At 73.1% G+C, this 14,271-nt stretch carries 10 protein-coding genes; 6 read left to right on the forward strand and 4 right to left on the reverse strand.

The features are described 5' to 3' along the window. Positions 1–73 precede the first annotated feature (73 nt). Positions 74–898 (forward strand): TauD/TfdA dioxygenase family protein, encoded by an 825-nt coding sequence (locus H4W81_RS04100; RefSeq protein WP_192773541.1) that lies wholly within the window; start codon positions 74–76, stop codon positions 896–898. A gap of 204 nt (positions 899–1,102) precedes the next feature. Continuing rightward, positions 1,103–3,187, forward strand: a complete 2,085-nt coding sequence (locus tag H4W81_RS04105; RefSeq protein WP_225958450.1) for a RecQ family ATP-dependent DNA helicase — start codon at positions 1,103–1,105, stop codon at positions 3,185–3,187. 198 nt (positions 3,188–3,385) lie between these two features. Here H4W81_RS04105 and H4W81_RS04110 read toward each other — a convergent pair whose 3' ends face one another. Further along, complete coding sequence (locus tag H4W81_RS04110; RefSeq protein WP_192773542.1) at positions 3,386–4,279, reverse strand: carbohydrate kinase family protein; 894 nt, start codon at positions 4,277–4,279, stop codon at positions 3,386–3,388. A gap of 158 nt (positions 4,280–4,437) precedes the next feature. Between H4W81_RS04110 and H4W81_RS04115 the strand changes: the two genes are divergently transcribed. From H4W81_RS04115 to H4W81_RS04130, 4 genes are all read left to right on the forward strand, one after another. Further along, positions 4,438–7,260 (forward strand): bifunctional acetate--CoA ligase family protein/GNAT family N-acetyltransferase, encoded by a 2,823-nt coding sequence (locus tag H4W81_RS04115; RefSeq protein WP_192773543.1) that lies wholly within the window; start codon positions 4,438–4,440, stop codon positions 7,258–7,260. A gap of 347 nt (positions 7,261–7,607) precedes the next feature. After that, positions 7,608–8,198 carry a DUF5998 family protein gene (locus H4W81_RS04120; protein ID WP_183646900.1) on the forward strand — a complete coding sequence of 197 codons (591 nt, stop codon included), beginning with the start codon at positions 7,608–7,610 and terminating at the stop codon, positions 8,196–8,198. Between the two features lie 274 nt (positions 8,199–8,472). Beyond that, a complete protein-coding gene (locus tag H4W81_RS04125; RefSeq protein WP_225959262.1) occupies positions 8,473–9,864 on the forward strand; it encodes an alkaline phosphatase family protein in 1,392 nt (463 codons plus the stop codon). Next, positions 9,861–10,673 (forward strand): sulfurtransferase, encoded by an 813-nt coding sequence (locus tag H4W81_RS04130; protein WP_192773544.1) that lies wholly within the window; start codon positions 9,861–9,863, stop codon positions 10,671–10,673. The genes H4W81_RS04125 and H4W81_RS04130 overlap by 4 nt, the downstream gene beginning before the upstream one ends. Here H4W81_RS04130 and H4W81_RS49145 read toward each other — a convergent pair. The 3 genes from H4W81_RS49145 to H4W81_RS04145 are packed head-to-tail and all read right to left on the reverse strand — an operon-like array spanning position 10,639 to position 14,218. Then, positions 10,639–13,221: a CHAT domain-containing protein gene (locus H4W81_RS49145; RefSeq protein ID WP_192773545.1), complete on the reverse strand. Its 2,583-nt coding sequence runs from the start codon at positions 13,219–13,221 to the stop codon at positions 10,639–10,641. The genes H4W81_RS04130 and H4W81_RS49145 overlap by 35 nt on opposite strands. Continuing rightward, positions 13,218–13,664, reverse strand: coding sequence for a hypothetical protein (locus tag H4W81_RS04140; protein WP_192773546.1), 447 nt, complete (start codon positions 13,662–13,664; stop codon positions 13,218–13,220). Before H4W81_RS04140 ends, H4W81_RS49145 begins: the two co-directional genes overlap by 4 nt. Then, on the reverse strand, positions 13,661–14,218 hold the full coding sequence (locus H4W81_RS04145) for an RNA polymerase sigma factor (RefSeq protein ID WP_318781512.1): 558 nt from the start codon (positions 14,216–14,218) through the stop codon (positions 13,661–13,663). Before H4W81_RS04145 ends, H4W81_RS04140 begins: the two co-directional genes overlap by 4 nt. Positions 14,219–14,271 lie beyond the last annotated feature (53 nt).

Here is a 14,271-nt window from a genome sequence, read left to right on the forward strand (position 1 = left end):
CGGTCTGATCCGCGACTTGACCAAGCAATTGCTTGGCAAGTACGTTCCGTGCAGAGGAGACCCTGGAGGCGTCATGATCGAGTTCCATCCGGTGACCAAGCACATCGGCGCCGAGGTGACCGGCGTCGACCTGCGCAAACCGCTCTCGCCCGAGGAGGTCGCCACCCTCAGGCAGGGCTGGCTGCGCCACCTCGTGCTGTTCTTCCGCGACCAGCACATCGACGACGAGCAGCACCTGCAGTTCGCGCTCAACTTCGGCACGCTCAACCACCCCGCCTTCAAGAAGGACGGCGCCAGCCCCATCCACGTGCTCGACCAGACCGACCCCAAGGGGGAGGGCGGCGACGAGTGGCACAGCGACAACACCTTCGAGCCCACCCCGCCGATGGGCTCCCTGCTGCGCTGCGTCCAGCTGCCGAGCGTGGGCGGCGACACCCTCTGGGCCAACACCTACCTCGCCTACGAGACCCTCTCGCCGCCGCTGCAGCGGCTGTGCGACGAGCTGACGGCCGTCCACGACATCACCGGCTCCATGAGGAAGGCGATCTCCAAGGGGCACCCCTTCGACCTGGCCGAGGTGCAGGCCAAGTGGCCGCCGCTCGAACGTCCCGTGGTGCGCGTCCACGCCGAGACCGGCCGCAAGGCGCTGTTCGTCAACCGCGCCTCCACCACCCGCCTGGTCGGCCTGTCCGACAGGGAGAACGAGGCGCTGCTGCCGCTGCTGATCGACCACATCCGCTCACCCGAGTACCAGGTGCGGCTGAACTGGCGGCCGGGCACGCTCGCCTTCTGGGACAACCGCTCCACCCAGCACTACGCCGTCGCCGACTACACCGAACGCCGCCGCATGCACCGGGTCACCATCAACGCCTTCTCCGAGCACGCGGACGCCCCGTAGCCGGGCGACATGGCCGGGCGACGGAGCCGGGCGACGTGACGGCGGCCCGCCGGAGTCCCGCTGGAGTGGCGTGAAGGACGGACGTCGGCCCCGCGCCCACGGTGGGCTCAACGGGGCTTGCCGTACCTGCCGGAGAGCACCCGGCCGACCCGAGAGCGGCGCTCGCGGGCGAATTCGTCGGCGAGACCTGGTAACAAGGAGCACATGACTGAAGCAGTCGCGATGATGCGGGAAGAAGCCGAGACCCACCTCCGCGCGCTCGCGGGGGAGCACGCGCGGCTGCGTGACGACCAGTGGTCGGCGATCGAGGCCCTGGTGGTCGAGCGCCGCAGGGTCCTGGTCGTCCAGCGCACGGGGTGGGGCAAGTCGGCCGTCTACTTCGTCGCCACCGCGCTGCTCAGGGAGCTCGGCGAGGGCCCCACGGTCATCGTCTCCCCGCTGCTGGCGTTGATGCGCAACCAGATCGCCGCCGCCGAGCGCGCCGGCATCCGGGCCGTGACCATCAACTCCGCCAACCCCGAGGAGTGGGAGGAGGTCTACGGGCGGGTGGCCGAGGGCCTGGTCGACGTGCTGCTGGTCAGCCCCGAACGGCTCAACAACCCCGACTTCCGCGACAACGTGCTGCCCGAGCTGGCCGAGAGCGCCGGGCTGGTCGTGGTCGACGAGGCCCACTGCATCTCCGACTGGGGCCACGACTTCAGGCCCGACTACCGCAGGCTGGCGACGCTGTTCGAGGAGCTGCCGCCGGGCATCCCGGTGCTGGCGACCACCGCCACGGCCAACGCGCGCGTCACCCGCGACGTGGCCGAGCAGCTGGGCGGCGGCGACACCCTCGTGCTGCGCGGGCCGCTGGAGCGCGACAGCCTCCACCTCTCCGTCGTCCGGCTGGCCACCGCCGAGCAGCGCCTGGCCTGGCTGGGCCAGACGCTCAACGAGCTGCCGGGCTCGGGCATCGTCTACACCCTCACCGTCGCCGCCGCCCACGAGATCGCCTCCTACCTGCGCGAGCAGGGCCACGAGGTGGCCGCCTACTCGGGCCAGACCGAACCGGCCGAACGGCTGGCGGCCGAGGAGGCCCTGCTCACCAACAAGATCAAGGCGCTGGTCGCCACCAGCGCCCTCGGCATGGGCTTCGACAAGCCCGACCTGGGCTTCGTCATCCACGTCGGTGCCCCGCAGTCGCCGGTCGCCTACTACCAACAGGTCGGCAGGGCCGGCCGCGGCGTGGAGCGGGCCGAGGTGATCCTGCTGCCCGGCACCGAAGACCGCGACATCTGGGCCTACTTCACCTCCCTGGCCTTCCCGCCCGAGCCGGTCGTCCGGGCCACGCTCGGCGCGCTGGAGGCGGGCGGGGTGATGTCCACCCAGGCGCTCGAGACGGTCGTCGACCTCAGCCGCAGCCGCCTCGAGATGATGCTCAAGGTGCTCGACGTCGACGGAGCGGTGCGCAGGGTCAAGGGCGGCTGGATCGCCACCGGCGAGGAGTGGGCCTACGACGCCGAGCGCTACGCCCGCATCGCCGCGGAGCGCAGGGCCGAGCAGGAGGCCATGCTCGGCTACCTCACCTCCACCGAGTGCAGGGAGGAGTACCTGCGCAGGCGGCTCGACGACGACGCCGCGGCCCCCTGCGGGCGCTGCGACAACTGCACGGGCCTGCACCGCTCGCCCGAGATCGCGCCGGTGGCGGTCGAGAGCGCCCGCCAGACGCTGTCCAGGCCGGGCGTCGAGGTCGAGGCCCGCAGGCAGTGGCCCACGGGCCTGTCCGACCTGTCGGGGCGCATCAAGCCCGAGCTGGGCGCCGAGCCCGGCAGGGCGCTGGGCAGGCTCACCGACATCGGCTGGGGCAACAGGCTGAGGGAGCTGTTCAACGGCCCCGACACGCAGCTGCCCGACGACATGTTCAGGGCCGTCATCCAGGTGCTGGCGGCGTGGGAGTGGAAGCAGCGGCCGGTGGCGGTCGTCAACGTGCCCTCGGGGTCGAGGCCGCAGCTGGTGCGCGGCTTCGCCGAACGGCTGGCGACGGTGGGGCGGCTGACCTACCTCGGCGAGCTCGGCTACCGGGCGGGCTCGCCCGGCCAGCAGTTCAACAGCGCGAAGCGGGTCCAGGCGATCAGGGGCACGCTGGCGATGCCCAGGGAACTGGGCGCGGCGATCGCCCAGTGCGGCGGCCCCGTCCTGCTGATCGACGACAGGGTCGACACCGGCTGGACGATGACCCTCGGCGCGGCGCTGATCCGCCACGCGGGCGCGCCTGCCGTCCTGCCCCTGGCGCTCGCCACGACGTCCTGACGGGTCGCGGGCGCGTCAGGACGCCACGCCCATCGTCACCACGTCGTATCCGTTGAACACCGGGCTGACGTGCACGTTCGTGGCGTTCCTCCCGCGGATCAGCGGCGCCTTGCTCCACAGCAGCGGCAGCATCAACGCCTCCTCCAGCAGCAACCGCTCGGCCGCCTGCCACGTCCTTGCCCGCCGGCCGGGGTCGCGTCAGAGGCGTGGGCGAGCCCCGAGGTGCGAGATCGCCTTGGCGGCGAGGCTGCAGCCGGCCGACAGCGCCTCGGCCGGCGGCTTGCCCGCCAGCCACGCGGGCAGGAAGCCGGCGCAGAACGCGTCACCCGCGCCGGTGCCGTCGACCACCCGCTCCACGGGCTCGGCGGCCACCCTGACCGGCTCGGGACGGCCGTTGGTGTACCACAGCGCGCCGTCGACGTTCATCTTGATGACGACCTGCGGGAACCATGCGGTGAGCACCTTGGCCGCGGCCTCAGGGTCGTCGCGGCCCGTCAGCACCCTGGCCTGGTCGGCGTTGGCGAACAGCAGCTTCGCGCCGTTGGTCCACTCGAGGAACGGCTCGGCCCCGGTGCGCTCGAGCGGCGCGGAGGAGGAGCAGTCGACCGAGATCGACATGCCGGACCTGCGCGCCATCTCCAGCGCCGCCTGGCCCGCCTCGCGGGACCCCTCGTTGATCAGCGTGTAGCCGGAGAGGTGCAGGTGACCGCCCGAGTTGAACAGGTCGCGCGGCAGGTCTTCAGGGGACAGCGCGGCGTTGGCGCCGGGATCGGACAGCATGGTGCGCTCGCCCTTGTGGGTGACGAGCACCACGCAGGTGCCGGTCGGCCGCTCGGGATCCATCACGAGCCTGGCGTCGACGCCGTAGCCCATGAGCTCCATGTCTCGGTTACGCCCGGTGATGTCGGCGCCGCGGCGGCCGATGAAGGCGACTTCCGCGCCCTCGACCGCCAGCCAGGAGGCGATGTTCGCCCCGGAACCGCCACCGTGCATGGTAACGATCGCCGGGGTGTCGCTCGCCCTGGCGAGGGCGTAGCGGGCGCGCGCGACCGCATCGGTCATGAGATCGCCCACCACCACGACCCGCGTCATGATGTCACCGCCTTGCTGCAATCCTTCGCGCCTGACGCCGAAAAACTTAACAGCTTCGGGCCTGCTCGTGGGGCATACACCGGACACCCGTTCCTAGTCGATGCACAAGCGTTGCCCAACGGGCGCCGCACGTGAGGTGCGGGTCTACGCTCGGGACTGTGGATGCTCAGTATCCCGCCCACTGGGAGGCGGACGTCGTCCTGGCCGACGGCGGCACGGCGCACGTGCGGCCGATCAGGCCGGCGGACGCCGACCGGCTCAGGGCGTTCTACTCGCGACTGTCGGCCGAATCCATCTATTTCCGCTACTTCGGGCCCAGGCCCAAGTTGTCGGACCGCGAAGTGGCCTTCTTCACCAACGTCGACTACGTCGACAGGGTCGCCCTGATCGCCACGATCGGCACCGAGATGGTGGCCGTCGTCCGCTACGACCGCACGGGCCCCGGCGAGGCCGAGGTGGCCTTCCTCGTCGAGGACGCCCACCAGGGCAGGGGCGTGGCCTCGGTCATGCTGGAGCATCTGGCCGCCACCGCCCGCGAGCGCGGCATCGAGACCTTCATCGCCGACGTGCTGCCCGCCAACATGAAGATGATGGGCGTGCTGCGCCAGGTCGGCTACACCGCGCAGAGCCGCTTCGCCGACGGCGTGGTCCGCATGACGCTCGACCTCACCCCGACCGAGACCTCCGCCGAGGTGACGGCCTCGCGCGAGCACCGCGCCGAGGCGCGCTCCATCGCCAGGCTGCTCACCCCCGGCTCCGTCGCGGTCATCGGCGCCTCACGCGAGCCGGGCGGCGTCGGCCAGACCGTGCTGCGCAACCTCCTGGCCGCCGACTTCACCGGGCCCGTCTACCCCGTCCACCGCGAGGTACGGGCCGTGGCGGGCGTGCGGGCCTACCCGAGCGTCAAGGACATCGACGGCGAGGTCGACCTCGCGGTGCTCGCCGTACCGGCCGACAGCGTGATCGACGTCGTCAAGGAGTGCGCGGAGAAGGGCGTGCGCGGCCTGGTCGTGGTCTCCTCCGGCTTCGGCGAGACGGGGCCGAAGGGGCGGGCGCGGCAGGACGAGCTGGCCCGCATCGCCCGCGCGTACGGCCTGCGCGTCGTCGGGCCCAACTGCCTCGGCATCGCCAACACCGACCCCGCCGTACGGCTCAACGCCACGCTCGCGGCGACCGTGCCGGGCAGGGGCAGGGTCGGCTTCTTCAGCCAGTCGGGCGCTCTCGGCACCGCGCTGCTCCAGCGCGTCGCCCAGCGCGGCATCGGCATCTCCAGCTTCGTCTCGGCGGGCAACAGGGCCGACGTCTCGGGCAACGACCTCCTGCAGTACTGGGAGGAGGACGAATCCACCGAGGTCATCTTGCTCTACCTCGAGTCGCTGGGTAACCCGCGCAAGTTCGCCCGTCTGGCCAGGCGCATCTCGCGTCGCAAGCCGATCGTCGTGGTCAAGAGCGGCGGCACCACCCAGGGCGTGCCCATCGGCCACTCCGCCTCCGCCCTGCGCCTGCCCGACAGCGCGCTCAGCTCGCTGTTCGAGCAGGCGGGCGTCATCAGGGTGGACGACCTCATCCAGCTGTTCGACGTCGGCCAGTTGCTGGCCTGCCAGCCGCTGCCCGCGGGGCCGCGCGTCGGCCTGGTCACCAACTCCGACGCGCTGGGCCTGCTGGCCGTCGACGCGTGCGTGAGCGCGGGGCTCGAGCCCCGCCCGCCGGTGAACCTGGGCGCGGCGGCGGGGGCCCAGGAGTTCGGTACGGCTCTCGCGGGCGTCCTCGCCGATCCCGACGTGGACGCGGCGGTCGTGATCTACATGCCGCCCATCCCGGGCGACTCCCGCTCGGTGGCGGGCGAGCTGGTCCGGGTCTCGCGTACGGCGGGCAAGCCGGTGCTGGCCACGTTCGAGGGCCAGCTCGGGATGCCACCCGAACTCCGCACCGACCCGGACGTGCTCCCCGAACGCGGCTCGGTGCCCTCGTACGCGGCGCCTGAGGAGGCGGTCCGGGCACTGGCCCACGTCGTCCGGTACGCGGGCTGGCTCCAGCAGCCGGCGGGGGCACCACCCGAGCTCGACCACCTCGACACCGAAACCGCCCGCACCCTGGTCTCCGAAGCCCTCACCAAGGCGCCCCCCGCTCCGTCCGCCAAGACCTCAGCGGACGGACCATCGCCTCTTGGAGAGACCTCAGCCATCGAGTCCCCTTCGCCCTCCCAAGAGACGTCAGCCGGAGTCGAGGGGGTCGCGGGGCCGGAGACCTCGGCTGAAGTCCCTCCTTCCCCCGAAGGAACGCCGGCCGACGAAGTCCCGCCGACCGACGCCGAACCTGTGGAGATCGACGCCACCGCGTTGCTCGCCTGCTACGGCATCACCGTCTGGCCCGCCGAGATCGTCCGAACCCCCGACGAGGCCGTCGCCGCCGCCGAACGCCTGGGCTGGCCCGTGGTCCTGAAGGCCGCCGACCCCGAGGCCGCCAAGCGGGCCGGCACCGTACGCCTCGGACTCCTCTCCCCGGCGGCGGTCCGTCAGGCCCATGCCGACCTCGCGGGACAGCTCGGCGCCGACGTGGTCCTCGCCGTCCAGGCGATGGCCCCGCAACCCGCGGTCCCCACGGTCGTGAGCGTCCTGGAGGACCCCGCCTTCGGCCCCGTCGTCTCCTTCGGCCTCGGCGACGTCACCGCCCGCCTCCTGCGCGACCGCGGCTACCGGCTCGCCCCGCTCACCGCCGACGACGCCGCGGGTCTGGTGCGCTCGGTGGCGGCCGCGCCGCTGCTGTTCGGCGAGTACGGCTACCCGCCGGTCGCGGTCGGCGCACTGCAGGAGCTCCTGGTACGGGTCGGCCGCCTGGCCAACGACCTGCCGGAGGTCGCCAGGCTCGACCTCGACCCCGTCCTGGTGGGGGAGTCGGAGGTGTTCGTGCTGGGCGCGCGTGCCGTACTGAGAAGCCCGGAGGGCCCCCGCCGAGACGGCGGCCCCCGCCGCCTCGCCTGAACCACCGGAGAGGTAGGGGTACGACCCGGGCTGGCGCACCGAGGGCGTGCCCTTCGGCTGTTGGGTGGGGCCTGCTGGTTCGGAGAGGCGTCCCTGCGGTGCGCCCGCCGGTTCGTCGGCGGGCGTCCTTGGTCGGTCGGCGGCGCCTCTGGTTCTTCAACAGGGCGGGGCCTGCTGATAACCGGTTGTCCGTGACCTGGCGGGTGGCGAAATGTTATGTCAGGTAATTGTTCGCCATAGCGCCTCATAAAAGTATCCGTTAAAGCCCTCGGCATAACGTATTGGGAAATATCCAGATATGTCCCGGTGAGTGTGAGCGGTGTCCGAGGGCTGGCAGGATGGATGCCATGAGGGAAACCCGAGTCTCAGCCGCGGGCCTGCGTGAAGCGATCGAGCGCAGCGGCTACTACCCCGACCTCGTCACCGATGCGGTCGAATCCGCGCTGGGCAAGGAGGCGGTGACCGCCTACGTGGTGCACCACGAGGCCACGTTCGACCCGGCGATGGAGGTGCGCAGGCACGTCACGGTCCTGGTCCTGACGGGCTCCCGGCTGCTGGTCTGCCACACCGACGAGCACCCGCCCGCCGAGGGCGTCTCGGCCTCCCACGCCTCCACCACCACCGAGGCCGTACGGCTCAGCCGCGTCCAGTCGGTCGCGGTGACCAGGGTCGTGCCCGACCCTGCCTCGTACGTCCCGGGGGTGCCGCCGACCGAGGCGACGCTCACGATCGGATGGGGCGCCATCTCCCACGTCGACCTCGAACCCGCCACCTGTGGCGACGAGAACTGCGAGGCCGACCACGGCTACACAGGCGCGATCACGGCCGACGACCTCTCGCTGCGGGTGAGCGAGGCGGCCGACGGTCCGGAAGCGGTGGGGCACGTCCTCGCCTTCGCCAAGGCCCTCTCCGAGGCCACCGCCCGCGCCGCCACCTAGCCCACCTACCGAACCCTGCCGGCCTCCCGCCGGACCCTTGCCCGCCCGGTCGCCCGCCCGCCGGCCCCTTGCCCGCCCGCCGGTGTGAGGGTGGCCGTGGCGCGAGGGCGGCATGCGAGCTGCCCTGGTGTGGGGAAGCCCACCGGGCATGGGCGCTTGTGAGCGGCCCTGGGAGGGCCGTACAACCCCCTGGGAGGTTCGGTGGTGCCGGCACTATCGAAAACCGTGGCCACCCGCTAGAACGGTGCGAAAAGGCCGAGGAGTGAGGTTCGTGATGGACGGCAAGCACCCCCAGCCCATGGTCCCCGCCTATGGCGGCGGCTCACTCGCCGACCTGCCAGGCGCGCTGCTCGCCGCCCTCGGCGTCCTCACCCAGGAGCACGTCTCCAATCGCCAGGCAGCCCTTCCCACCCTCCGGGACGACGTCACCACCCCCCAGGCAGGCGTCCCCAGCCGCCAGGAGGACGTCCCAACCCTCCAGGAAGGCGCGCCCACCGGCCAGGAGGGCGCCCACGCCCGCCAGGAAGGCCCCCAAAGCCTGGGCAGCTCCCGAATCCGCCAGGAAGGTGCTCCAGGCGAAGAAGGCGGCCGCCGGCGAGGTGCTCGCGACGTCGCGATGCCCAGCGCGGAGGATCCCCTCGAGCTCGCCCCCGCCGACCGGATCTGTCTCTTCCTGGTCGACGGCCTCGGTGACGAGCTCCTGCGGGCCCATGCCGACCGTGCCCCCTTCCTGTCCTCCCTCACCGCCAAGCGGCTCACCGCCGGCTTCCCCGCGACCACCGTGACCAGCCTGTGCAGTCTCGGCACCGGCCTGCCGCCCGGCGAGCACGGCATGCTGGGCCTGACGCTGGCCGTGCCGGGACAGCGGCACCTGTTCAACTGCCTGCGCTGGTCCCTGCCCAGGGGCCTGCCGCCGATGGATCCCGCCGAGTGGCAACCGGCGGAGACCGTCTACCAGCGCGCCGCCAGGGCGGGCATCACCGCCGGCTACGTCGGTCCCGCCGCCTTCGAGTCGACGGGACTGACCGAGGCCGTCTACCGGGGCGTGCGCTACGTGCCGGCCGACACCGTCGAGGAGCGCGTGGCGGGGGTGAAGGCGATGCTGGCCGAGCCCCGGGCCCACGTGACCGTCTACCACGGCGACCTCGACGCCACAGGGCACCTGGTCGGGTGGGGCAGTCCGCAGTGGCTCGACCAGCTCGAGCTGGTCGACGACATGGCCGCCAGGCTGGCAGAGACGCTCCCGTCCGGCTCGGCGCTGTACGTCACGGCCGACCACGGCATGGTCAACGCCGTGGAGAAGATCGACGCGGAGGCCACGCCCGAATTGAGCGAGGGTGTGGCGATGTTCGGCGGGGAGGCCAGGGCCAGGCACGTCTACACCGAGGAGGGCGCCGCGCCGGCCGTGCTGGAGGCGTGGCGCGAGGTGCTGGCGGGCAAGGCGTGGGTGGCGTCCAGGCAGGAGGCGGTGGATTCGGGGTGGTTCGGCCCAGGTGTGCGCAGGGAATGGCTGGCCAGGATCGGTGACCTCGTCGCCGTGCCGTACACCGACTGTGTCATCCTCGCCTCTGCGACCCATCCGATCGAGGCGGCCTTCACCGGCTACCACGGTTCGATGACGGCCGCCGAGCAGTTTGTCCCACTTCTGGAGGTGTCCGCACGATGACCAGCCCACTGATCGGCCCATCCGAGCTCGCCGCGCTGGAGGGCGCCGCCCTGCTCGACGTGCGCTGGCGGCTGGGCGGTCCGCCCCAGCGCGAGGCCTACGCCGAGGGACACATTCCGGGCGCCGCCTTCTGTGACCTCAACGCCGACCTGGCCGCCCCGGCGGGCGCGGGCGGCCGTCACCCGCTGCCGTCGGCGGAGGCGTTCACCGCCTCGATGCGCAGGCTCGGCGTGTCAGGCTCGCGCCCCGTCGTCGTCTACGACGACGCCGACGCCACCGCCGCGGCCAGGGCCTGGTGGGCGCTGCGCTACTTCGGCCACGAGGACGTCAGGGTCCTGGACGGCGGCTTCCGCGCGTGGAAGGAGGCGGGCCTGCCGGTCACGAAGGACGTGCCCGAGGTCGTGGGCGACTTCACCGCCAGGCCGGGCGGCATGCCCGTGCTGTCGGCCGAGGAGGCGGGCGCGCTGGCGGCCACCGGCGTGCTGCTGGACGCCCGCGCGGGTGAGCGCTACCGGGGCGAGGTCGAGCCCATCGACCCGGTGGCCGGGCACGTGCCCGGCGCGGTCAGCGCCCCGACCACGCAGAACGTCGGCCCCGACGGCCGCTTCCTCGACCCCGCCGCGCTCCGCGCCCGCTTCGCCGCCCTCGGCGCGGTGGAGGACACACGGGTGGGCGCCTACTGCGGGTCGGGCGTGACGGCCGCGCACGAGGTGCTGGCGCTGGAGGTGGCCGGCGTCCACGCGGCGCTGTACGTGGGCTCGTGGTCGCACTGGATCACCGATCCTTCGCGTCCCGTCGCGACCGGCTGACGAGGACGGGGTGCTCGCCCGCGCCGAAACAGGCGAAGCCGGGCACCTCTGACTTGCTGGAGGCCGTGGCCAGCGCGGCGGCGGGCGGCTCGCCCGCCGCGATCAGCTCGTGGAAGAGCGTCATCAACGCCAGCGCCTCGTCATCGGGCACCGGGATCAGCCCGGCGACCACGCACGCCGCGCCCCTGGCCAGGAACGTTCCCGCCAGCCCGAGCGGCGCGCCCTCTGCGGGCACCCTGGCCATGCCCGAGTCGCACGCCGACAGCACGACCAGGCGCGGCGGCGAGTCGTGGGTGAGCAGGTCGTAGGCCATCAGCGGCCCGTCCTCCAGCTCGATGCTCGACAGCAGCGGGCTGCGGGAGTGGAAGGTGCCGTGCGCGGCCAGGTGCAGCACGTCGGCCCGGCCGAGCGCGTCTGCGACGTCGGCGACGCGGCCGCGCACCAGCTCCGTGCGACGGTGCGCGGCCAGCACCCGCTCGACCTCGGTGGTCGCGTGCCGCAGGCCCGGGCCGGCCGCGGCGATCACCAGGGGTTCGGCGCGGCGGGTCCGTTCGCGCGCCGCCAGCCACGCGGCGGCGCTGGGCACGACGCTCACCGGCCTGGCGTGCAGGCAGGGCAGCACCGACCAGGGCAGCGTGTGCAGCGGCCCGGCCGGAACGATCACCAGCGGGCGGCCCTCGATCTCCGCGGCGACCTGCTCGAACAGCAGGCGCTCGAGCAGGACGGCCTCGGCGCGTACGGGATCGGGGCCGCGCTCGCCCGTGGCAACGGCGTCGCCCAGGCTCGCGCGGCGCAGGCCGTACCTGAGCCTGATGACGGCCTCGGACACCGTCGCCGTGTCGCAGACACGGCGCAGCGTGACGCCCGCGGCGGTGATCACCAGGACCAGCAGCGCGTCGTCGTGGCAGACGAACTCCACCAGGGCGCCCCCGGCCAGCGCCGCCCGCACGGCGGTGAGGCCCGGCGCGTCGGGACGCCCGCCCGCGACCGCCCGCCACCGCTCGGCCCACGCGAACACCACCTCGGGCCCGCACGTGTCGATCGCCAGCCCGAGCCCGTAGGAGGCCAGTCGCTGCCCCGCGCGCGCCATGTGCGCCCTGAGCGAGGGATCGTCGAAGCGGCTCGCGTCGGAGCCGACCTCGCGCAGCCCGCGGTGCACCGCCGCGAACGCCGCCGCGCTGTCGTCGCGCAGCGTGGCCAGCAGCGCCGCCGCGTGCCATCGCACGGGGGACGGCACGCCGTCGCCGGCCTCGGGCTCGCCGCCCAGGTAGGCGGCCTGCTGCGCGGAGGCGAGCGGGATGAGGTGGCGCAGGCTCAGCGCGGGCGCGTCGAGCAGCGGGGCCAGATGGCGGGGCTCCTGCGCGGGGCAGTGCGCCGCCGCCTCGGGGTCGAGCAGCGACAGCTGCGCCGTCGCCGTCGCCGTGTCGCCCAGCGTGAGGGCCAGCTCCGCGGCCGCCAGCCGTACGGCGGCGGCCTCCGCGGTGTAGGAGGAGGACGTGAGGTCGTGCGCGCACGCCAGCAACCGCTCCAGCAGTTCCGCGGAGGGCGGCTCCAGCGCGAGCCTGGCGCGCAGGACCACCTCGGCCGCCAGCCGCCACGAGTCGCAGCCCTGGGCGGTCAGCTCCGCCTCGGCCCTGCGGGCCACCGCGAGCGCCTGGCGGGCGTCGCCGGTGACCAGCTCGACCTGCGCCAGGCGCAGCCTGGCCTCGGCCAGCGCCACCTGCGCGCCCGAGGCCTCCAGCTCAGGTACGGCGAGGCTGAGCATGGCCCTCGCCTCGCCCGGCAGGTGGGCGGCCAGCAGCGCGCCGGCGAAGTCGGCCCGCATCGTGGCCAGGCGCTCGGGGAAGCCGAACAGCGTGTCCTCGCACGCCCGGTAATGGGTGAAGGCGGCGGGGATGTCGCCCTGCCGCACCGCGAGAAAGGGCAGGTTCGCCGCGGCGAGCCTTGCCAGGTGGGCCAGCCCCGCGCGCTGCGACAGCTCCAGGCAGGCGGCGATGTCGCGGGTGGCCTGCCGCCAGCGCCCCTGGTAGGCGTGCACCAGGCCCCTGTTGAGCAGGCCGCCCGCGCGGAAGCGCTGGTCGTCGATGGTTCCAGGAGCCTCGGCGAGGACGGCGAGCGCCCTGTCGCACGAGGCCACGGCCTCCTGGTGCCGCCCCAGGTGCGCCAGCGCGACGGCCCGCTGGGTGTCGAGCTTGGCGCGGTCGAGCGGCGACAGGTAGGCCCAGGCCATGGCGGCCACGCGCAGCGCCTGGAGCGGGTGACCGCGCTGGGTGCGCACGGTCACCAGCGACAACCGCGCCTGGGCCAGCCGGTCGGCGGGAGCGTCGCTCGTGGCGATCGCGCGGCGCAGGTGGCGCTCGGCGGTCTCGAGATCACCCAGCTCCCTGCAGGCCAGCGCCATGGCCCGCAGGGCGATCACGGCCGCTTCGACGGCGTCCGTCTCCTCCGCCTCGGCGTGGACCGCGCGGGCGCTCTCCAGCGCCCGCGCGGGATCGATGCCCGACTGGAGTACGGCCTCCTCAGCCCGGGCGACCAGCGCATCCGTCACGGACGGATCCGCACCCATCGGGTGGCGACCGGTGTGCGCCCCGGCCGGTGGCACACCACGCTGAACCAGCCGGGCGGCAGGCCGGTGGCGGCGAACTGGCCGGTGGCGGGCAGGTCGCGCGACACCGTGAGATGCGGCGTGCGGATGTCGACCGTGGCCCCGTCGCCGGGATGCGGCGTCACCCGCCCCGCCACGTCGATCAGGCCGTCGCCGATGGTCACCTCCAGGTCGAAGGAGAAGTCCTGGGTGGCGAACCTGACCAGGCGTGGTCCGTCCGCGTCGCGAGTGCCGCGGGTGGCGGCGCTCTCCGCCGGTGCGGCGGTGTCGGCCTGGGCCAGGCGCAGGCCGTAGGCGTCGCGCGCGGCGGCCGAGACGTGGGCCGGAATGGGGTCGTGCCCCGCGGCGATGCGGAGCGCGGCCAGTAGGTACTCGTCGTCGATCATGGCACCGTTTCCTCTTGAGAGATCAGGGTGCGCAGCTTGTTGAGACAGCGAAGTCGAGTCGGCCCGACGCTGCCGGTCGGCACGCCCAGCCGAACCGCGAGTTGGCGCGTTCCCGCTTCGGGAACCGTCGCCACCAGGCGGAGCAGGGTTCGGCATGGTTCGTGCAGGGTGGACACCGCCTGCCAGAGCAGACGCCCCTCATCGGCCTCGAGAACCACCGAGGCCGGGTCGGGATCGAAGGGACCGCCTTCTTCGGGAAGGCAGAGGTGCGGGCGCAGCCCCGAACCTCTCCGGGAAATCAGCAGAGCCTCGCGCCTGGCCGCCGTGGCCAGCCAGGCGCCGACACTCGCCGGGTCCCTGATCGAGTGCAGATTCTCCAGAAGCCGCAACCACGCACCCTGGACGGCGTCCGCGGCGTCGGCCTCGTTCAGCCCGCAAGCGTGAGCGACCGACCACATCCGCTGCCCGAACCGGCCGACCAGGCCGATCCAGGCGGAGTGGTCGCCGTCGGCAGCAGCCTTCAGCAGCTCCTCCGGGAGACGGGGGTCACTCACGTTGCCTCCTCGTAATGAGACGAGGACTGAGAGTAAACCTTATCGCGACCGGT

Origin of the sequence: Nonomuraea africana, assembly GCF_014873535.1 — a bacterium.
Taxonomy (GTDB): Bacteria; Actinomycetota; Actinomycetes; order Streptosporangiales; family Streptosporangiaceae; genus Nonomuraea; species Nonomuraea africana.

Bases quoted from the DNA above. Each gene is read 5' to 3' on its own strand.
- H4W81_RS04100 (WP_192773541.1), top strand. From the start codon at position 74: ATGATCGAGTTCCATCCGGTGACCAAGCACATCGGCGCCGAGGTGACC.
- H4W81_RS04105 (WP_225958450.1), top strand. From the start codon at position 1,103: ATGACTGAAGCAGTCGCGATGATGCGGGAAGAAGCCGAGACCCACCTC.
- H4W81_RS04110 (WP_192773542.1), bottom strand. From the start codon at position 4,279: ATGACGCGGGTCGTGGTGGTGGGCGATCTCATGACCGATGCGGTCGCG.
- H4W81_RS04120 (WP_183646900.1), top strand. From the start codon at position 7,608: ATGAGGGAAACCCGAGTCTCAGCCGCGGGCCTGCGTGAAGCGATCGAG.
- H4W81_RS04125 (WP_225959262.1), top strand. From the start codon at position 8,473: ATGGACGGCAAGCACCCCCAGCCCATGGTCCCCGCCTATGGCGGCGGC.
- H4W81_RS04130 (WP_192773544.1), top strand. From the start codon at position 9,861: ATGACCAGCCCACTGATCGGCCCATCCGAGCTCGCCGCGCTGGAGGGC.
- H4W81_RS04140 (WP_192773546.1), bottom strand. From the start codon at position 13,664: ATGATCGACGACGAGTACCTACTGGCCGCGCTCCGCATCGCCGCGGGG.